Consider the following 21,127-nt stretch of genomic DNA (forward strand, 5'->3'; position numbering starts at 1 on the left):
CCCCCGGGCCGACGTCTTGGCGTCGAACCATCTCGGTGGCGCGATAGAGCGGGAGAACTACGCTTGGTTGTATCCGATTGACATACGGCAGGTGCCGTATTTCGGCGTTGTGGCAGGATCGCCTGTTTTGCCGTGGTTAAGGGAAGGTGACTTCCGGAAAGACCGGCGAGGACTGCGATATCAACCGATCGGCAGGCCGATGCGCAGCGCATAGGCCGCGATCTCTGCCGTGTTGTGCAGACTGAGCTTGCGCATCAGGTTCTCGCGATGCTTGCGGGCCGTGAGCGGGCTGATACCGAGGCGATCGGCGGTCTCGCGCGCGGTCAGCCCCTGGGCGGCGAGAGAGAGGATCTGCATTTCGCGGCGGGTGAGGGGGATGGGGGAGAGCGCCGTATCGGTTGTCGGCGGCGGCTGGTGGCTGCGGGGATCGTCGATGGCGAAACGAACCGATTGGCTGAGATAAATTTCGTTTCGCAGCATTGCGTCGAGTGCTGCATTCAGTTCGGCCGGGTCGCCGGTCTTCGTCAGGTAACCGCTGGCCCCGGCGGCGATCACGGCCCGCACGGTTCGCGGCTCGATGTTTGCGGTCAGCGCCAGGATCTTCATGCGCGGCGCGACCGCCCGGAGTTCGTTGATGAACTGCACGCCGGCAACCCCCGGCATGCCGAGGTCGAGGATCACCAGATCAGGACTGCTGGCGCGAACGATGGTCGTCAGCGTCTCGCCGTCGGCCGCTTCCGCAACCACCGATACGTGGTCCATGGTGGAGAGCAGCAGCTTCAGGCCCTCGCGAACGATGGCGTGATCGTCTGCCACCACGATCGTCAGCAGTTTGCGCATGTAAGCAATCCTTCATCGAAATCGGCAATTCTCCGCGGACATGGCGTTGCATCGAGACAGGAGCGGCAATGGAGACTCGCGAACACCTGCAACCTCTCCTGATAGGCTTATTATTTCGTCAATCTTACGCGGTGCTTTTTGCCAATTTCGCAATTCCACTGCTGGTTGCTTATGTCCTGCGCGATCTTGTGTCGCGGGATCTGCTGTTTTCATGGGGTGCCGCACTCTATCTGCTGACGTTCGCGCGCATTCTTCTCGACTGGCGATATCGGCGTCAGACCGATGAAGGGCGGACGCGGGACTGGCGGCGATGGGCCTGGCGCTTCACGCTGCTTTCGTGGGTTTCCAGCGGTCTCTGGGGCGCGCTTGGCTGGTTTGCCTTCCATCCGGACGAGCCGCAGACGCTTGCCTTCGTCTGCATCGTGATCACAGGCATTGCCAGCGGTGCGGTGCCGTCGCTGTCTGCCTTTCCGCTCGCCTATGCCGGCTCGCTGGTTGCGATCCTCCTGCCCTTCGCGATCCGCTGCTTCCTCGGCGAAGGGCCGATCTACGACACCTATCTGATTTTCACCATCTGCCTCTTCGGCGTCGACCTCTACTACAGCCGCGTCACCCACAGGACGCTTGCCGAAACGGTGCGGCTGCGTTTCGAGAATCTGTCGCTGATCACCAGCCTTGAGGCAGAGCGCGACAAGGCGCAGAGCGCCGATCGCTCCAAGTCGCGGTTCCTCGCTGCCGCAAGCCACGACCTGCGTCAGCCGATCCACGCCCTCAGCCTTTTCACCTCGACGCTCGCAGCACTCGGTCGCAACGGTGACGTTCCGGCCAAGAACGCCCGCGACCTCGCCGATCGCGCGCGCTCGGTTATCGGCAATCTCGGCGGTCTGCTCGACGCGTTGCTCGACATTTCCAAGCTTGACGCGGGAATCGTGACCGTCGCGCGAGAACCGGTGTCCCTACGGCGACTGTTCCACGACCTCAAGGCGGAGTTCTCCGGCATTGCGAAGGACCAGGGCCTCGGATGGCGCGTGGTGATGACGGATGTCTGGGTCGATACCGACCCGATGATGCTGAAGCGTGTCCTCGACAACCTCATTTCCAATGCGTTCCGTTACACACGGACCGGCAAGGTGCTGATCGGTTGCCGACGCCGCGGTGCGGCGGTGGAGGTGCAGGTCTGGGACACCGGTGTCGGCATCCCCGATTCAGAGCAGGAAGCGATCTTCGAGGAGTTCGTGCAACTGCAAAATCCTGCACGCAACCGGGCGCAGGGGCTCGGGCTCGGCCTTGCCATCGTGCAGCGTACCGCCGCTCTGCTCGGCCACCCGATCAAGGTAGTCTCGACGGAGGGTCGCGGTTCGATGTTTTCCATCACTTTGCCGGTGGTCGCGCCGCCTTCGCTGGCAAAGCCCGGACGCGCCCATCCGACCGCTGCGACGCAGCAAGGGGGTATCGTCGTCATCGACGACGAGCGCGACGCGCTGGATGCGACGGCGCTGTTGCTCCGCACGCTCGGCTATGCGGTCTATGCCGGGCGTTCGGCTGCCACGGCCCGAAAGGAGCTGGCGAAGGCTGCGCGCCTGGGAGAGGCGCCGGTCGATCTTGTCATCACCGATTACCGTCTCGAGGCCGGCAAGACCGGGATCGATGCGATCCGGGAGATCAGGGCCCATCTCGGGCGGGAGGTGCCGGCGCTGATCCTTTCCGGCGATACGTCGCCGACACGGCTGAAGGAAGTGACCGCAAGCGGCCACCGTCTTCTCCACAAGCCGCTCGATGCGGTGCGGTTGGAGGAGGAGATCGAAGCGCTCCTCGCCGAGCGGGCTGAAGACGCGGCACGCGAGATCCGCACTGTTACTCGATGAAGACGCGCACGCTGGCGGCGCGGCCGACGGAATCGATCACCGTCAGCGTCGAATAGCCGGCACCATCCGGTTGCCACTGCGTGACCCGCCGGCGGGTGAGCTCCGGCAGAGGCTTGCCATTGGCAAGCCAGCGGAACGGCGCGCGTCCGCCCTGGAGCTTGAGTGTCAGCGGCGAAAGCGCCTGATGGTTCGCACTGAGCTCGACGCGTGCGCCCTCGGGCGGAAACACGATCTGCGGTGCCGGCTCGCGGGCCGAAGCGTTGACGAGGCCGCTTGCCGTCAGCGAGAAGCGGCGCTGGCTGATCGGCAGTTCGGCTTGAGAAATGCGGATCGCGCCGGCCGGCGCATCGGGCAGCGGCGTGATGCCGAAGCCGGATTTGGCGAAGCCTTCGAAGAGAATGGGGGCGGCGCTGCCATAGCCGGTGAGGCCGGGAACCGCCCCATTGTCGGGCCGTCCGACCCAGACCCCGAGCACATGGCGGCCGTCATAGCCGACCGACCAGGCATCACGGTAGCCATAGCTGGTGCCGGTCTTATAGGCGATGCCGCGCTGGCGACTGCCAGCGGGCGGCAACACGCCGGAGAGCGCGTCGGAGACATTCCAGACGGCGACCGGCGAAAGCACCGGTTCCGCTTCGATCAGGCCCGCCTTGCCCTCAACGCCGTCGCCGAGCCGGAGGGGGAAGCCGCGATTGGCAAGCGCCGCATAGAGCTGCACGAGATCGCGCAGGGAAAGTCCGACGCCGCCAAGACCGATCGCAAGGCCGGGTGCTTCGCCGGCAGGAAGTGCCGGCTTCACCTCGCCGCGGCGAAAGCGCATCATCAGCTCGGCCGGGCCGACCGCGTCGAGCAGGCGGATCGCCGGAACGTTCAGAGACAATTGCAGCGCCTCGCGCACGCTGACATCGCCCTGGTAGCTCATGTCGAAGTTGCGTGGGCGGTAGCCGAAGAAGTCCGCCGGCCGGTCCTCGATGATCGTCTCCTGGCTGACGAGCCCTTCTTCGAAGGCAAGGCCATAGATGAAGGGCTTGAGGGTAGAGCCCGGTGAACGCGTGATGCGCGTCATGTCGATCCAGCCGGAGCGGCTCGCATCGAAATAGTCGGCCGATCCGACCGAAGCGACGATCTCTCCGGTCTTCGCATCGGCCATCACCATGGCGACCGAAACCTTCGGTCCGAGCTTGGCTGCCCCTTCCTTTGCCACGGCTTCGAGGTTGCGCTGGACGGCAAGGCGCAAGCTCGTCTCATGCCGAACCGCCTTCGGATCTTTGCGCAACGCCCGTTCGGCGAGGTGCGCGGCATAGGCCGGGAGTTGCAGCCGGCGCGACGGAACGGACGTGGCGATCGCGCGTTCCGCTTCGCCGTCGCCAATCACGTCAGCAACGGCGAGACGCGTCAGCACCCGTTCGCGGGCGGCGACAGCGGCGGCATGGTTGCGGTCCGGGCGGCGCTTCTCCGGCAATTGCGGTAGTGCCACGAGCAGGGCCGCTTCGCCGGCCGTCAGCCGTTTCGGCTCCTTGCCGAGCCAGGAGAGGCTCGCGGCGCGCACGCCCTCGATATTGCCGCCATAAGGCGCATGGGTGAGATAGAGATTGAGGATCTGGTCCTTCGATAGCCGTCGCTCGATCTGGATCGCGCGTGCGATTTGCAACAGCTTGGCGGTTATCGAGCGCTGCTGCCGCGGCTCGATCAGCCGGGCGACCTGCATGGAAAGCGTCGAGGCGCCCGAGACGATCCGGCCATTGCTGACGAATTGAAGCGCGGCGCGGCCAAGCGCCAGGATATCGACGCCGGAATGCTCCTCAAAACGCTGGTCTTCGTAGGCGATCAGCATCTTCAGGAACTGCGGATCGACATCGTCGACCGTGGTCTTCAGTCGCCAGAGGCCATCCGGCGTTGCGAAGGCGCGCAAGAGCTGTCCGTTGGCGTCGTCCACCTCGCGCGAGACGACGTCCGCCTCCGCAAGCGGCGGCGGGAAGGCCTCGTCAGCCTTTTCGATCGCAAAGCCCGTCAGCCCCGTCACCAGCAGGCAGACGGGCAAGGCGATCAGCAGTTTGCGCCCAATCGACATGATCTTGCCTATTGCGCGGCCAGCACCTCCATGCGCCCGGTCGCGGTGCGGGCCGAAAGCTGCGGCCGGTACATGTCCTCGACAGTTGCGGCCGGATGGTCATAGGTGCCCGGCGTTACCGCGCGCACGACATAGGCCAGCGTGACCTCGCGGCCGGCGCCGATGCTGCGGTCGAGTGCTGCGACGAAGCGGTCGTTACGGAACTCCGTATGGGTCGCGGTGATTTCGCCGAGCCACTCGAAATTGCTGAGCTGGGCACTGTCGACGAGGCTCGGATTGTCGATCTGGAAACCGGCCGGCAGCAGGTCGGTGACCAGCACGCGCGACGGCCAGTCGTTGGCCTCCGTGACTTTCAGCACGACGACGTAGCGTTCGTTCTGCCGCGCTTCCATGACGTTCGCCTCGGCTCCGTCGAGCGTGTAGTAGGTGCGCTCGATGGTGAAGCCGTCGCCGCCGGCCGAAAGCGGCTGGGCGGGGGCGGCGACCGTGGTGACCACGGCCGAAACCGGATCGGCACCCTGGTTGCGGATCACCACCGGGTGGGTGATGAGCGCGTCGCCGGTCATCTGGGCGGCATAGCTGCCGGACTTCGATGCGCCGTTGACGTCGAGCGCCATGTCCTCGTCGCCATTCTGGATGGCGCGGGCGGCAAGCAGCATCCAGGCCTGTTCCTGGGTGCTGGTATAGGTCTTCTGTTCCCATTCGCGGGCGACCATTTTTGATAGCTCTGGAACGATCGGCGGGACCGGTCGGCTTTCGGCCGCAAGCGCCAGCACCGCCGCGCCGTCACGCAGCGACGAGCCGTAGTCGGAGCGCGACAGGCTGACATTGACGAGGCCCGTCGACATGTTCGCCGCGTTGGCAAACGTGTCCTGCGCCCCTTGAGCATCGCCATACAGCGAAAGCGCTGCGGCGATATGAGCCTTGGCGAGCGGCGTCGGGAAGTCGTTGATCAGCGTGTTTGCGTAATAACGCAGGTCGTTGATCGCCGCCTTGCGATTGCGGGCAAGCACGTAGAGCGCATAGGCGATCTCGTTGCCGCGATCCTTGGCGTTGGTGTCGTAGCTGACGCCGTTCTGCAGGTTTTCCAGCGCCTGAACCATTGCGGCCTCGGGCACGTCATATTTCTGCTCGCGGGCGCGGGTCAGGAAGTCGGTGACATAGGCGTCGAGCCAGAGGTCGCCGTAGCCCGGCCCCCAAAGCCCGAAGCTGCCCGACGAGGACTGGTTGGAGAGCACGCGGTAGATCGCCTCCTGCACCCGTTTCGTCACGCCCTCGTCATCGGCAAGGCCGGACTGCTTGGCGAGTTCGCTCAGGTAGAGCAGCGGCAGCGCGCGGCTGGTCGTTTGCTCCGTGCAGCCATAGGGATAGCGATCGAGGGTCATCAGCAGTGCCGGCATATCGAAGGCGGCAGAGCGGGTGACGCTGAGGTTGACGGAAGCGCCCTGCAGGATGCTGTCGGCGAGCAACTGCCCGTCGACCGTCAGGCTGCTTCCTGGCGCGATCGAAACCACTTGTCGCTGTGTCACCGGCAGGGTTGCCGGACGCACGAGCAGGTCGAGCGACTGCTCGAGCGAAAGGCCGTTGGCGCCGGTCAGCGCCACGGTGACGACGCCGTTGCCGGGATATTGCCCGACGACCGGCAAGGTGATGGAGGAGCGACCGCCCTGGTCCAGGGTGACCGTGCTGCCCGTCCCCGGTTGCTCGACCGTGGCTTGGCCACTGGTCGTCACATGGATCTGGTAATCGCCGGCCGGTGCGTCGGTATTGGCGATATCGAGCCTCAGGTCTGACCGGTCTCCGGGCGCCAGGAACCGCGGCAGGCTGGCGGTAACGACGACGGGGTCGCGGATCACCACGTCGCGCGTGGCGTGGCCGACACCGGATTTCGTCCAGGCAACGGCCATCAGTCGCGCCGTTCCGTTGAACTGCGGGATGTCGAAGCTGACGGTTGCCTTGCCGTCGCCGTCGAGCTGTACCGGTCCTTCGAAGAAGGCGACCAGCTTTTCCGTGGGCGGGCTGCCCTGAAGCGCGACCTGGCCGCCATCGCCGCCGGTGCGCAGTTTTCCGGTCGCGCCGAGCGAGCCGTCGATCAGGCGACCGTAAAGGTCGCGGATTTCAAGGCCGAGCTGTCTCTGGCCGAAATACCAGGCTTCCGGGTTCGGCGGCTCGTAGCGGGTGAGATTGAGAATGCCGACATCGACGGCGGCGATCGTCACATAGGCTTCCTCATTGGCACCGGCACCGGCGACCTGGAGGCTGATGTCGAGCGGCTGGCGCGGCTCCATCTTTTCGGGCGCGTTAAGCGTGACGGCGAGCTTGCGCTCGGCCGGATCGACGGTGAGCCATTTGATGCCGATGGCGCGCATCGGCATGCGGCTTTCCTGGGCATCGCCCGGCCGGTAGAGCGTGGCGGTGACATAGGCGCCGGCGCCCCAGGCGTCGGTGACCGGCAATTCGACTTCGCCGCCTTCAGCCGCAATCGATACCGTCTCGGTCGTGATCAGGTTCTCTGTGCCGACGGTGACCAGCAGTTCGCCGGCAAAACGCGGCGAGACCTTCAGCTTGGCCGTGTCGCCGACCGCATATTTTTTCTTGTCGAGCGCGATTTCCAGGCCGTCAGGCGTTTCCGTCGAGGTGGCGGCGACATACCAGCCGGCGTCGAATTCCACGCTCGAAGTCGGGCCATCGACCGCGGCCGTCTCGACTTCCAGGCGATAGCGCCCCCAGCCGACGGGCACGGAGATATCGCCGCCGTCTTCCGTCAGGTCGACGCTGCCGTTGGCCACCTGTTTGGTGGTAACGACGGGCTCGTATTTCCAGGCGCTGCCGTCGCGATACCAGTGATAGTTCCGTTCGACGCTGATCAGCTTCCAGAGGAGCCCCTGCATGGCGACCTTGCTGCCGGCCGGATCGACGGCGATGACGCGGAACTTGCCGACGGAGTTTTCGGCGAGCTCACCCTCGAATTCCGGCTTGATGCCGAGCATCGGGCCCTCGGCGCGCACCGGCAGTTTCAGCGAGCGCTCGACGGCGCGGCCGCCGGCTTCACGCATGCGAACGGTCACGGTGGCATTTAGCAGCTGCGTGGTCGAGGGCACTTCGTCGATGAGGACGTCGAAGCTGGATTTGCCTTCCTCGTCGAGCGACGAAAGCTCTTCGAGCGGCAGGCGCGTGTCTTCGCTCGCCTCTTCGTCGGCAAGACCGAAGGAATAGCCCTTGAAGGCGGCGTTTTCGCGCGTCGGCTTGATCGTCACTTCGCCTTCAAGTTCGAGGCCGGCAGCCGGTGCGCCATAGAGATAGCGCCCGTCGACTGCCACGCTTGCCGTCTCACCGACGGCGATTTCCTTGGCGTCGCTGGTGAGATCGAATTCGGTGCGATCCGGCACGAAGTCATCGATCAGGAACTGCTTCTCGCCGATCGCAGGCGACTTCGGGTCAGTGAAGATCTGCATCGTCCAGGTGCCGCGCATGGCGTTTGCCTGGGTGTCGAGGTCGAGCGTATGGCCGCCGAGCTTGCCGCCGGCACTGGTCATGCGGCGATATTCGACACCATCCGGGCGGAGGAAGACGAAGGTCAGCGGCAGGTTCTCGATCGCCATGCCGTCAACGTCACGGGCAAGCGCTGCCGCATGCACGGTTTCGCCGGCACGATAGATGCCGCGCTCGGTCCAGGCGAGAATGTCGATGGCGCCAGGAGCCGCGCGCCCGGTGACGCCACGATCCGAAAGGTCGAAGCCGGCGCGGCTCATGTCGAGGAAGACATAGTCGTCCTCGCCCTTCTTGGCGGTGATGACGGCGGGCGTGAGCCCGGCCGTGCCGCGGATCAGGCCAGCTGTGAAGGTCACGCGGCCGTCATCATCGCTCACCGCCGTGCCGAGGATCTCGTTGTTTTTGGCGACGAGCTGCAGTTCGACGCCTTCGATCGGCTCGGCAGTCGCAAGCGAGCGCACGAAGACGTTCAGCCCGTCTGTGCCGGCATAGGTGGAGATGCCGATATCGGAAACGACGAACCATTGCGTCGCGCGCGCATCCCATTCCTGGCTGATACCGGTGGTCGGTGCGGCGGTGAGGACGTAGACGCCGGGCTTGCGTTGAGGCAGTGCCTCGTCGACCGGGAAGCTTGTGACGACCTCTTTGTTGACGTCGCGCTCGATGTCGATCGAGCCCTGCCAGACGAGTTCGCCGATCTCATCCTCGATGCGCTGGGCGCTGTAGCCGTCGAGCTGGGTCAGGAACTGCGAGCTCTGCAGCACCTGGGCGATGCTGCGATCGCCGACGCGGTAGAGTTTCAGCTTGGCGCTGTCGGTGTTGACGGAAACGAGCGGGATGCCGCGGCGCGCGGTCGACGGCAGCACGAAGCTGTCGCCGGTGAAGCGCACCATTTGGGCGCGGTCCGCGACATAGATATCGAGGGTGACGGGCGCTTCGAGCATTTCGTCGACGGTGGACGGCAGGCCGGCGCGAAGGGTCAGCTTGTAGCGCTCGCCATGCGATAGGCCTTCGATGCAGATCTGGTCGCCCTTCGCCTCAAGCGCCTTTGGCGCAGCACCATTGACGGTGACGAAGGAGGCATAGTCGGCGCCGCTCTTCAAAAGCTGCTCGGAGAACTGCACGCAGGCGCGCGGCGTCGCAGCGTCGGAATCGATCGTATGTTCGACGACGCGGAACCCCTTGCGCTGCTTAAGGTCGAGATAGGCTGCCTCGACCGATTTTGCCTTCACCAGTTCCAGGCTCGCCTTGTAGGCGTTCAGTGCGGCGCGGAAATTCTCGGCGCCTTCCAGCGATTTGGCCATGACGGCAAGCGCATGCGCCCGGCTCTCGGTGGTGCGGGTCAGCTCGTAGCCGTTGATCGCGGCGATCGCCGCCTGGATCGATACGCTTGAATTGTTGGTGATGCGGTTCGCGGTTCGCGCCGCCTCCAGCCAGAGTTCGGCGTCATCAGGATTGATCGCCAACGCGCCCTGGAAGGCCTTCAGCGCATTTTCGATATTGCCCATGCCGGCCTGGCCGCGTGCCATGTCGATGAGCGTATTGACGCCCATGCCCTGCTGATCGTCGGCAAGGGTAAGATTGGCCTTGGTGTTGCGGGCGTCCTGCAGCAACTGATCCGACAGGAATTTCAGGCGCGGCGGCGCCCCGATGTCGGCTTGTGTGACCTGCGGCTGCACGACCTTGCCGGCGATGGCGCCGGGGAAGGTGTTGAGCTGGTTATAGTCGGACTTGAGGAAGCACCACTTCACCTTGGGATTGTAGGTGAAGGCGCGGCAGGCCTGGTCCGCGATGCATGTCTGCTGGCATTCGTCGAGCGAGACGTTCTGTTCGGTCCTGAGGTCGAAACCGAAATAATCGCCGTCCTGAGTGATCTCGATCTGCCGTCCACTCTCCTGGGCAACGGCGGGGATGCCGGCGGTCAAAAGCGACAGGAAGAGGGTGGAAAGGCCGAAAAACGCGCGCACAGACATCAAGTCCTCCCAACGCTGCCGGTCTCGATAGAGGCTTCACTTTTCAGGCTTCCGCCCCGCTTGTCAACCGGAGAGCAGTCGACGTGCGGCGCAATTTCAGCGGGAGCACTGCTGTGAAGGATCGAACATCGATCCGGAATGAAACACGATAAAACGATATGTAAATCAAACTATTATGACGGTCGGCCAAAGCCGCGGGAGAAACCGCGCCGCTAGCCTCGTTGTTCTCTCAGGAAGACGGTCAGCGAGCGACCGGCATCGAGGATATGATCGCGCGTCAAGGCGCTGGCCCGCTCGGCGTCGCGCGCCACACAGGCATCCAGGATCGCCTTGTGTTCGCGGCGCGCGCGCGCAACGCCCGAGGTTAGCGTCAGCTGCGCCCGCAGGTAACGGTCGATGCGATCGAGAGAGGCGCGAACGATCTGTAGGTAATAGGGGCGACGTGCTGCCTCGTAGAGGCTGTAGTGGAAGTTGCGGTTGATTTCGCCCCAGCGGTCGGAATTTTCCTCCTGCTCGAATTCCTCGCAATGCTGGCGTGCAAGGTCCAGCGTACGGCGGTCGAGACTGGGTACGGCAAGCCGAATGACCTCCGCCTCGATCAGTGCGCGGAACTCGAAAATCTCCTCGATTTCCTCAATCGAGAGGCCGGCGACAACGGCGCCCTTATAGCGCTCGGTGGTAATCAGCCCATGCTGCTCCAGCCGTGAAAGCGCCTCGCGCACCGGAATGCGGCTGGTGTTGAACATCTGGGCGATGTGGTCCTGGCGCAGGTTCTCGCCTTCGGCGAGGTCGCCTTCGATGATCGCCTTGCGCAAGGCCTCATAGACGATATCGGCCGCTGAGGCGGCTTGCCTGACATCGACGGCGTCGAGTTTCATCCTGTTCAAACCCCGCTGGCCAAGCCCCTCGGCACGGCGAATTCGGAAGCGTTTTCGCGCTGTTGGTCAACGGTCATAGGTCCAATCCGGGCGCCGGGCAACAGAGCTTTGGAAAGTAGGCGCGACGATCTCGTCGCCGGAACCGGAAATCGTCTGACGGAGGAAAGGTCTCTGATGAAGCGGAGCGGCAGAGCGTGATATGGTCGAGCTGCGAAGCCAGCCTTGTCTTGGAAACCTCTCGTGGTGTTACCAATGCCGCTCGTTTACAGGCCCGCTCGAGCCGACGAATTGGCTGCGACCGATGCACTGGTCGTCTCAAGCATCAACGATCTTACCATTCGGCACGGCTTCGGCCCGATGGCGGCGACAAGCCCTCCCAATTTTCAGCTTTTTTGCCTTAGGGACGATCCGGACGGCCTCTGGGTGGCCGAAGAGGGCGGGGGCATCGTCGGATGCGCCTGGAGTTGGACTTGCGGGGATCTCTGGTTTCTCGCCCAGTTGTTCGTCGATCCCGCTCAACAGGGCCGGGGCATCGGAAATTCGCTGCTGGAACGAACTCTGGAACATTCGCGCAAGTCAGGCGCAGCCCACAAGGCGCTGATCACCTTCACCTTCAATCGGGTGTGGCAGGGGCTCTACATGCGGCACGGCTTCTTTCCGCGCACGCCGATCTATTTTTTCGATGCCAGGCGAGAGGCAATGCGGATGTTGCCGGAGACGGTCCTGCGCGCCGTGCCGATCGAACCCGATGCAGCGACCATGGAGACGCTGGCGACGGTCGATCGCTGCGCCATCGGCGTATCGCGGGACAAGCATCATCGCTACCTGCTTGGCGATCTGGCAACCCGAGGGTTTCTGTTTTACGCCGGCAGCGATCCTGCCGGATACGGCTATATCGGCGCCAACGGGCACATCGGCCCACTCGCCGTCCTGTGGCCCGACCATGTTCAAGATGCCTTCGCGGCCGCGTTGCGATTGGCCGCCGCGGGCACGTCTGAGAGGATTTGGGCCTTCTTGCCCGGGGCATGCGACGGCGCTTTGAGCCTTGCGGTCAATCAGGGGATGCGGATCACGTTTCCAATGCTGCTGATGGCGTCTCCCGGTTATGGCGACTGGACGCGCTATCTGCCCCGCAATCCGGGGTTCATGTGAGCTCTTGAGGTGTGCTCGAGGCGCTTCCATGTCGCTGATCGAACTCAAAGCGCAGCTATTTCGACGTCGCTGCCGACGAGCCGGTCGGCGGACTGTCACGGCGTACGTTTGTGTCAAAAGTAAGCTCAAGTTGCCCAGGCCCTTTGCAACCCATTGATATCGTTGGCCCGGAAAATTCCAAGAGTAAACCCCTGATTCCCAAAAGGAACCCTCAAGTTTCCCACGGAAAATGAACAAAAAAGAAGCCGGGGAATCCCCGGCTCGCTTTTCAGGACCTCGCCGACCTGGCGCGCGATGCTTTCGCGTAAGAGTCCATGGAGTAAATGTTCATTCCCATTCGGTATTCAGGTAGCGCTGGAGCTATCCCTAGAGAGTTGAGCCAGGCACTTGGTTCGAGGCTGGTCTTCCGGGAAACCCATTTATGGAATGACGGCTCCAGTACGTATTTTCGGCAGAACTCCTCTATGTCGGCTTTTCGTATTCGCGGCGGTGCGTCCTGAGTGGGAGCCTCGATTTCCGTCAGATAGCCATCGTCAACCAAGGCAGCCATCAGCTCTCTATTCAAGGTGCCGAGCTTCCTGGTTGCCTGCTCCAAGGTCAGCCAATCGGCCGGCTCGAAGTTGGTTTTGTCAGTCGCTGCGGCCAAACGTGCCGAGAGTGAAAACCGCTTATGGGCTTCCGATCCGGCAAAGCCGCTTTCAAGCAGGGCGCGCGCGACGTCGGCAACCGACTCGGCTTCGAAGGTCATCCGGGCAACGGTCCAAGGGCTGAGACCCGTGGGCACCAACTTCTTCTCTTCGAGCGCTGCCCAGAGGATTGTGAAGGGAATCTCGAACTCCTTGGAAGCGCTGTGGATCGAGTGAAGATGCCGCTGGCCGACGGCCTCCAGGAAGCCTTCATTCGAGCCCAAAGGAAGCATGTCCCGAGCGACGCTTTGCATGATAGCCAAGATGTCACGGTAGCCAGGCTCGTCCCGATGGAAAGACATCTCCGTGGCCAGTTCTCGGTAGATGATCAAGGCGGAGAGCTTTCTCCTTGGTGTGTAGTTGCGGGCGATAACGGAGGAGAGAAACTCCCGAAAGGCGTTCTCCCCGGATGCAAGGATGGCAAAGCCGTCAGGCGCGCAGTCGCGGATTACCTTTTCGTCTTCGCGTGGCGAGACAGCGGTCTCTCCCCTCGTGGTCATGCCTACGACGGTTGCCAGATGGCCCAAGGCTTGCAACGGGATGCTGTCCAGCCACTGGCCCGAGGCAGCACCAGCGAGACGACCGAGCACGAATTGCTGAAAGGCGGTGTTCGCCGCGGGACGCGCCCGTCTTTGATACTCAGCCAGCGACGTTCGGGACGACCGGAGATACAGCGTGAAGTCGGGTCCAAAATGCCAGGCCAGCGGATCGAACTCGACGAGTGTCGTTTCATGCACAGGGCATCCCTGGACGAAGCGAGGAAGCCAGGAGAGTCTGCCGTAGGCACGAAGGCCGGGGCGGCCCATTCCTTGCTCTTCGTCTTCAATCAGGCACGATGGGCAGAAGCGCCTCTGGCGCGCGCACGCGAAATCGCGGGTGAAGAGATGGCCCCGAATACCAAGACGCCTCTTTTGGTACCGGGTGAGGGACGCATCGACGCTGTCGGGCGTGTCGCCCAGCGCGGCCGCCGCCTTGTAGACATCCGGGCTCACTCCGGCTGCCAGTTTTCGGAAGCTGATACCGAACACGCCGGCAAACGCGGATGCGGTAGGCTGACCGTGCAGGGCCGCGACCCGCGAGAAGTGGCTCGCCAGGGATTCGTCCTGACTGCGGGGCAACGTGAGGGTTAGCTGTCTCATGGGCGGTCTCCGAAGGCGACGGTCTTCTTTTTGGATCTCGGCTTTGCAGCTCCGCTGAAGGAACTGCGCCAGTCATGGTCTTCCGGTCGGGCATATGCGCGGAGTGGTTTAAGATTGACCCAATCGTCTCCCTTGAAACTGAAGACATTGTTGTCCGGCGTGCAGCCAGTGAAGGACTCGTAAGTCGCAGCGAAGTCTGCTCGCTCCACGGCCGGGCGATCCGTTGTGATCACGATTTCCGCTGCGTCTCGCATCATTTGGATGACGGAGCCAAAGTCTCCATCGCTTGCATGACTGAGACGCGCAGCGAAATCGCCGGCAAGATCTTCGCTCAACTGAAGCCCCGCGTGCTCCTTGATTACCTTTCCGAGGACTTCGCGAATGCTATCGAGCCCACGTTTGCCATGGAGCTTCTCGAACCTGATGAGAGTCCTCCGATTGAACAGCTGCTTTTCGGTCGACAAGAATTCGTCGAGGGGCGGCACTCCCGCAAGGATGAGCCGCACAGGCCAGTCGGGCATCTGGACGAGGTTCTTTAGCGCATCCGCGATTTTTTGGGCTTCGATACGGTTTGCCGTATTGACCGCATGCTGCGCCTCGTCGATGAGCACGAAGAGCACCCGGTGGGCTTTGAGCTCGTTGCGAAAGAGGTCCCATGCCGCGTTCTCCTTGATCGTCGATTTCACGTCGACGCCCAACGCCCTCAACCCTTCTTGAGCAAGGAGGTTCGGCGTACATGGGGAGGGTGCCTCGTACGCAAGAAAGGGCGAGTACGTGGCTCCTTGGAACTCGTACGGCTGCAGGGCAGGAATTCTGCTCGTATGCTCCAGCAGCGCTCGGGTCTTTCCCGAGCCTGAATCCCCGCAGACCGCAAGAATTCGTCTTTTGTTGGGGTGCTTACGACCACCGGGGCGCTGTCCGGCGATGTTCAGCACCATCCGTTTCAAGGCGAGCGCGACCCCCGGATCGCGTCCAAGGCCGATGTAGGGAATGTGGAACTTATGGACGCGGTCCGCCATCTCGAGTTCCACGGGAGACAACGTGGAACGCAGTTGCGCGATGGCTTCGGCGAAATTTTCCGACCAGTCCATCATTACTCTCCCATGCTGTCATAGTTGTTGTCGAGCGTGAGCCCGCTGCCGCTCGCGGCAGGAGTCGGATCGTCATTGGTGGGCAGCTCGCGCGGGTCGAGCCAGCCATCGGCTTCGTCTTTTTCCGCCGTCTTCTTCACCTTGCCCAGGTCTTTGACCGCAGGCAGCCCGGTGATGCCGACCGCCTCGTAGAATTCCTCGGACAGCACCATCTCCTGCACGAAGTCCTCGGGCAGGGAGCTTGCCTTGTTGGTGATCTTGATGGGGAAGTCGATCTTCTTCTCCCAGGCCAAGTAGACGTCCTCGGTAAGGCCCTCGTGGGAGAGGCCGGCTTCGATCTTCATCATTTCCCCGTGGGCGGCCAGGTCCGCCTTGGCCTTGCGCAGCGTGGGACGGGAAAGTTCCGCCTTCTCAAGGTTCTTCTTGCGCAACTCGCTGCACGCGGCCGACCAGGCCCAGTAGCTCATGCCTTGGAATTCCTCGTGGACCGCCGGGACCGACACCCAGCCGTCTCCGTCCCAGACGGATACTGCTCCGAGGTTTTGCCGATCGATGCGGACCAACACTTCCGGGTTACGGCGGCGACGACGGATGTGCTGCAGCTCCCGCGACTGGTAGTGGATGCCGAGGTAGCGAATGCCGTTAGGCGCGATCATGCGCATCACGTTGATGCCGAAGATGTGGCGGCGGCGCTCACCCGTCGGTGGCGCAGTGATGCCGAGCTTCCGAAGGCGCTTCCAGGCATTGCGAGGCGTCTCGCCATTCAGGCCTGCGTGGGGCGTGTTGTGATAGACGTCCACGAAGAACCGGGTGAGGTGAGGCGCAACCTCGTCAAAGGTCACGCTGACCTCTTCGTCGGGATTGCGGTCACCCTTGGCTTCGATCGAACCCCAGGTACGGCCGGTGAGTTCCTCGAGCGCCTGGGTCGAGCAGGTGCGGAAGAAGCGCTCGATCGTACCGCGCGCGGAAGCCTTTCCAGCCGGCGGCAGGAACAAGGTCGCACCAAGGTCCGCGACCGTTACGCGGAACGCCGTCGCCGTGTACCAAGTCGCCGAGTCCACCGCGATGGACGAAGGCGTGAGAGCGAATTCCCAGGGATCGATGCAGCCGTAGGCTTTGGCGATGGCGGTCTTGTCGATCGTCGCCATTTCGAGAGTACCGATCGCAGTCGTGCGGGAGGGCGCTTTCCGATGCACCCGGAACCCCAGCAAACAACGCGAAGCCACGTCGATGATGGCGGTCATCCAGAGCGTGATCTTAGGCACCCGCTCCTTCTGTTCTGGGGTCAGCGTTTTCCAGAAAGGGGAAAGCGACAGCAAAGTGCGAAGGTCGATGCGCCATTCGTCCATTTCCGTGCGCTGCCCGAGGCGAACGACTTCCTGCCCACGGTGGATGGCGTTGAACTTCCGGTTTGCCGCTTCCTCACCGTTGCGCCCAAGTTCGATGAACGCGGGAGGGAGGTCGTTGACCCGGTTCTGGAACGTCTTGAGCGACGGAACCTTGAGCTGCTTGTCCGCCGGTCGCTTGGCGTTGAGAAGGTCGATGGCGTCCTTCATTTTGCTGTGAAGGCGATACATCGGAAGGCGTTCGTCGGTCGCATACTGCAACGTGTAATCACGAAGCAGCGCTTCGATTTCGGCGTCGAAGTACGTGTTCTTCTGGCAGCGGCCGCGTCGGGACATGAGCGAGTACGGGTTCGGATCGCGTTCGTAGGTCCGGATCCAGTTGCGCAGAGTGCGCCAGCTGGGGGTAGCGTGCTTGTTCTTCCACGTCTTGCCGCTCTGGATCTCCTTAAAGATCTTGGGCACGTAGATGCTCATGCTGTCATCCGAGCGCGTGACTTTGGGGTTTTCCGCTTCCCAGCGAACGAAAGTTTCCGCGAACTGAGTCTTGAACAGTACTTCTTCCTGGTCGTTGACGTCGTTGAGGTCGCCAACGAAGGTCTGCGGGTGCATTGCAGCCCGTGCGCCTTCGGGAAGGTGACGGCCCGGATAGTAGACCAAGGGATTGATCGGATCATCGAACATCTCCTTCATCTGCTCGTCCGTGAAACCAACGTGGATGTCGTTGGTCAGGTTCAACAGCAGGTGGCCGCCGCGTTCAGCGGAGACGTACTTGAACTCATGTCCGAAGCGGGTGAAACCATCTCCGTCATTGAAAACGAAGATCGGAACGATGGGCTTGTTCGGTTCGAAGAAGGGAAGGGTCATTTCAGGCTCCTTAGGAGTTTGGAATTGGATATGGCAAGGAATGGGCAGGCGAACCGTGGAAGAGATCAGCAGTCGTCTGCTGCATGGGTGGCGGAATGGCCGGCACCCAGCCTTCCAGTCGTGCGCGCCGCTGCGGGGCGGCTACGGCCCGCGAACATCTTCGCCATTTGATCGGGCGCGAGCGCGACTTGGATACCGTTGGCGAGGTTCTGAAGAACGAACCCGCCGGGTCCCTGGGAGACGAACGTGAAGTCCTGTCCGAAGCGGGTGAAGCGGTCTTCATCATTGAAGACGATCAAGGGGATGCTGGCATTGCTCGGTTGCGTCATTTCGGTCTCCTTGGGAGTTTGAGATTGGGACTGGGCAGGCGTCAGGAGCGGCCCGGGCGGGCCACGCGGAAGCCTTCAGCCTCGGCGATGTCCAGGATGCGGCCGATGAAGTCCGATGCTTGCGGCATGCGAGCACGCTCCCTTTCAAGAGCTCGCATGCGTTTGGCTTGGCGGTTCCGAAGGCGCTGCATGATGCTGAGCAGCCGGCGCTCCATGCGCACTCGGCGCTGGAACGTGCGCAGGGAAGGCGCGGGGGCTCGGGATGAACGTTCGCAGTCGTCCTTGAAGCTGCTGAAAGCCAGCTCGGCGGTGGGAAGAGGGGGCTCGAAGACGGCGCCGATCGAGCGCTGCTGCCGGGCCTCGATGCTGTGCTCGTCGCGATAGGCGGCAAGCCACTCACGAACGACGACAGCGGGCGTGGCACGTCCAAGCTCGAAAGCGCCCTCCCACGCGTCCTCCAACGAGCACCCCTGCCAGAGCAGGGCAAGCCGGAAGGCGTCTTCGAGGATGTCGCGGTTCGTGCCGTTGGGCGCGGCGGTGTCATGGCCGAGGTTGTGCAACTGATAGCAGACGTCGAACTTGAGGCGAAGAAGTGCTTGGTAGGTTTTCATGGTCATGCGCATGGGAGGTCCCTTGTGGTTCCGGAGAGATTGCTGGCAGAACTGGAACGATGACTGGGTCAGTTCCGGAGATGCACGACGTACGCGTAAGGCGCGTCGCGAAGGGTCCGGTCCGGATACGTGAGCTTGAGAAAGCCGTCGTAGATCAGGCACCACATCGCGTTCATGGCTGCGGCGAAGTCGGGGAAGCGGTTCACGACTTCGTAGATGCGGAAGACGCCCGGAACGTTCTCCAGGAACGCCTGGAGTTCTTCGCAGTCGGCCTCGTTGCGATAGCGGCGGGCATGCACGATGTGCTCGGCATTGTCGCCGCGAGCGATCGTGAGGTTTCGTTCGGTGAGGATGAGGGCCTGATCGGCAAATCCATCCAGGTACGGCTTCACCCGCGCCACGACCTCGCGGATTTCGCTCGACTCGACGAGATGGCTCGGCTTGACGGCGATGGCCACGCGACGACCGTCTGCAAAGGTCGCCCGATAGTCGAAGGTGTGCTTACGGCAGACGCCTTCGGCATCCGGGTAGTGGACAGCGGGAGGCTGGTCTTCCAGATGCACGACGCTCTTGTTTGCCAGGAGCATCATCGCGCAGCGCATTTCGTGCGTGCTTTCGAAGCCGATCGCGCGCTTGCTCGCCGGATCGGTGACGTAGCCGCGGGAGTGTCCTTTGGTACGCTCGGCGGGCTTTCGGCTTCCGGTGGATTTCTTGGTCGGAACCCACTTCTTGTAGAGGAGCGGCTGCCCGTCTTCGTCGACACCCTCGACGACTACTTCGCGTCCGGACGAAACCTCGTCAGCTTCGAGATGCTCACGGACAGTCTTGATGTTGTCACGGTCGATGCCGGCTTCGCGGTCTTTCATGAAGCGGAGGACTTGTTTCGCGTTCATGGATTTTTCCCTTTCCCATACGCCTGTTGATCACGAGGAGCTGGCGCTCCTCGACGGCCCGGTTGGACCGCCGTATGGGTTGGGGTGAGGGGGGGAGACTGGCATTAAAGCCAGAAGCCACAGGCGTTCCGGCGTGGAAGCGCGCGGATGATCCGAAGCTCGTATTAGGCATTCCATTCATTTCTGCGTTCCTTGAGCATAGCCAAGTCAAAGGGATGGCTGTCCGGGGAAGAGACCCGGGCAGCAAGGGCGTCCGAGACGACGCCGATCCGTCAGGCGAGATGGGGCTATGCGGTTGGAGGAGCTTCTGAGTGTACGGTCATGGCGCGCAGCCAGCGACGAACCGAATGGGGCGACGGCAGTTTATTCCCGTGCCACTGCATTTCCCTGCTAATGAACGCCAGGACCGGATACATGTGCGTGTCTGACCGCGGAATTTTGCCGAGGCGCTCTTCATGCTTCAGGAATCTGGAGCAGATTTCGGCTCGAAAGTCGGCGAGGGATCCCGTCCAGCCGTTAGAAATGCGATTGAGCATGCTTCATTCCTCCAACAATCCAATCTCGGGACCGAAATCCCGAGGTGAAGCCAACCGCAGCCGTTCCGGTGTCGGAATGGCTCGAGTTACGCCGGATGGCGTATAGGATTGTCGAAGGAAGTGCGGATGTCAGCCGCGCAGCGGTGCGCGCGTGCCGCGGAAATCGAGGTACGTGGAGCTTCGGGGTTCGCCCGGCGGCAGAAATCAGACAATGTGGTAGTGATAGTCTTCAACCGATTTCCCTCAGCGTTAGCATGCGCATTCGAGGGATGGCCGCGATCTCAAGTCGCGGCAGAGCATACCGGACTAGAGAGTCGTATTGCGGCCAGCCCGCTTCTCTATCGTTATGCTCGTAGGTCTCATAAGAGTGCCTCTCGGTTTCGGTCTCGTCTCTTTATATTTTGGAACTCGGAGCCGCAAGAATAACCGGAGATGATTCATCCGGATTTGGCACACATTCGTCGTGCGTGGTTAATGCTTCGTATCAGGATCAAGCGGTCTTCTGACGGCCGTTAACCACAGAATGCTCGCCATTTGGAGCAGCCCGGGACGGTAACGAACGATTGTTGTCTTGTCGCTAGTTATTCGCCTGATCGTTCGATGGCCAGGGGCTCGCCCAACGGCTGTCGAGAAATCGATGGTTTGTTCAAACTCGATGCTAAAGAAGCCTCCCGGATTCAATGTCTGACCTCCTAAAAGAAGTGCGTAGTTTCGCCGATCATAGCGGCCTTCCCGCGACGCGTATTTTCGACGACCTCTTTGTCCTGCTGTACAACTACATCTGCACAGGGAGCCAAGAATACAAGCAACTCTATCCCTCTGTGACCCATGCGCCCGAAACTGTGCAATCGGTTGAAGGCTATAATGATGCCGACCTAGACCAGTTGATGAGGCTTCTCTTGATGCTGCGGGAGGAGCTTGAGCAGGCAGCACCGTTTGAAGACGTTGTCACAGACAAGTATGGGGCCTTGCTTCATGGCGATATCGGGCAGTTCATGACGCCAACTGTTCTTGCCTCCTCAGTCAGCGACTTCCTGAGTGCAACCGGAGCGAAGGACAACAAAAGAGCCGAGCCGACATGCGGGACCGGCGCTCTGGTGATGGGTGACTTGCGCCAATGCTATGCGGCGGGGGGAAAGGATGGCCTTTCGCGCGTCGAGTATTCGATCAACGATTTGGACCTAAGGCTCGTGCGCATCGCGACGGTCCAAGTCATGTACCACTCTATTCGGCATGAGGCTCCGCTGAAGCGTTTGGTGGCTTACAATGCAGATTTGATCAGGGACTACGACTCCTCAGCTCCATTTTTCGCGGCCACCTCTTGGAGAGGGGTGCTTCCGGGGAAGATAATGTAGTTAACG

Annotated in this window: 13 protein-coding genes; 3 read left to right on the forward strand and 10 right to left on the reverse strand. The window is 62.2% G+C overall.

Going from position 1 to position 21,127, the window contains the following annotated elements; all coding sequences use genetic code 11:
• Positions 1–180 precede the first annotated feature (180 nt).
• Positions 181–840 (reverse strand): response regulator transcription factor, encoded by a 660-nt coding sequence (locus IB277_RS13435; protein WP_034799397.1) that lies wholly within the window; start codon positions 838–840, stop codon positions 181–183.
• A 68-nt stretch (positions 841–908) separates the two neighbouring features.
• Between IB277_RS13435 and IB277_RS13440 the strand changes: the two genes are divergently transcribed.
• Entirely contained in the window at positions 909–2,705 is a 1,797-nt protein-coding gene (locus tag IB277_RS13440) for an ATP-binding protein (RefSeq protein WP_060586170.1), read from the forward strand.
• On the opposite strand, the gene pbpC is transcribed toward IB277_RS13440, so the two are convergent.
• From pbpC to IB277_RS13455, 3 genes are all read right to left on the reverse strand, one after another.
• Positions 2,695–4,776: a penicillin-binding protein 1C gene (gene pbpC, locus IB277_RS13445; RefSeq protein WP_060586173.1), complete on the reverse strand. Its 2,082-nt coding sequence runs from the start codon at positions 4,774–4,776 to the stop codon at positions 2,695–2,697. The two genes, IB277_RS13440 and pbpC, sit on opposite strands and share 11 nt — an antisense overlap.
• Before the next feature lie 8 nt (positions 4,777–4,784).
• A complete protein-coding gene (locus IB277_RS13450; RefSeq protein ID WP_060601568.1) occupies positions 4,785–10,235 on the reverse strand; it encodes an alpha-2-macroglobulin family protein in 5,451 nt (1,816 codons plus the stop codon).
• A gap of 218 nt (positions 10,236–10,453) precedes the next feature.
• Positions 10,454–11,119 carry a GntR family transcriptional regulator gene (locus IB277_RS13455; protein ID WP_051659493.1) on the reverse strand — a complete coding sequence of 222 codons (666 nt, stop codon included), beginning with the start codon at positions 11,117–11,119 and terminating at the stop codon, positions 10,454–10,456.
• Between the two features lie 288 nt (positions 11,120–11,407).
• Here IB277_RS13455 and IB277_RS13460 point away from each other — a divergent pair, with 288 nt between their 5' ends.
• The gene (locus IB277_RS13460; protein ID WP_371813596.1) at positions 11,408–12,271 is read left to right on the forward strand and encodes a GNAT family N-acetyltransferase; all 864 of its coding nucleotides are present in this window, start codon (positions 11,408–11,410) and stop codon (positions 12,269–12,271) included.
• 268 nt (positions 12,272–12,539) lie between these two features.
• Here IB277_RS13460 and IB277_RS13465 read toward each other — a convergent pair whose 3' ends face one another.
• The 6 genes from IB277_RS13465 to IB277_RS13490 all read right to left on the reverse strand — a co-directional run bounded on the left by IB277_RS13465 (position 12,540) and on the right by IB277_RS13490 (position 19,230).
• Positions 12,540–14,096, reverse strand: a complete 1,557-nt coding sequence (locus IB277_RS13465; protein ID WP_192371037.1) for a TniQ family protein — start codon at positions 14,094–14,096, stop codon at positions 12,540–12,542.
• A complete protein-coding gene (locus IB277_RS13470) occupies positions 14,093–15,187 on the reverse strand; it encodes an ATP-binding protein (protein ID WP_192494876.1) in 1,095 nt (364 codons plus the stop codon). The genes IB277_RS13465 and IB277_RS13470 overlap by 4 nt, the downstream gene beginning before the upstream one ends.
• A gap of 2 nt (positions 15,188–15,189) precedes the next feature.
• A complete protein-coding gene (locus tag IB277_RS13475; RefSeq protein WP_192371039.1) occupies positions 15,190–17,397 on the reverse strand; it encodes a Mu transposase C-terminal domain-containing protein in 2,208 nt (735 codons plus the stop codon).
• 65 nt (positions 17,398–17,462) lie between these two features.
• Positions 17,463–17,726, reverse strand: coding sequence for a hypothetical protein (locus tag IB277_RS13480; RefSeq protein WP_192371040.1), 264 nt, complete (start codon positions 17,724–17,726; stop codon positions 17,463–17,465).
• Between the two features lie 41 nt (positions 17,727–17,767).
• Complete coding sequence (locus tag IB277_RS13485; protein ID WP_192371041.1) at positions 17,768–18,349, reverse strand: hypothetical protein; 582 nt, start codon at positions 18,347–18,349, stop codon at positions 17,768–17,770.
• A 56-nt stretch (positions 18,350–18,405) separates the two neighbouring features.
• Positions 18,406–19,230 (reverse strand): hypothetical protein, encoded by an 825-nt coding sequence (locus IB277_RS13490; protein ID WP_192371042.1) that lies wholly within the window; start codon positions 19,228–19,230, stop codon positions 18,406–18,408.
• Between the two features lie 1,216 nt (positions 19,231–20,446).
• Here IB277_RS13490 and IB277_RS13495 point away from each other — a divergent pair.
• Positions 20,447–21,121 (forward strand): hypothetical protein, encoded by a 675-nt coding sequence (locus tag IB277_RS13495; protein WP_192371043.1) that lies wholly within the window; start codon positions 20,447–20,449, stop codon positions 21,119–21,121.
• Positions 21,122–21,127: the final 6 nt, after the last annotated feature.

This window comes from Ensifer sp. ENS07, assembly GCF_014852185.1.
In the GTDB taxonomy this organism is placed as follows: Bacteria; Pseudomonadota; Alphaproteobacteria; order Rhizobiales; family Rhizobiaceae; genus Ensifer; species Ensifer adhaerens.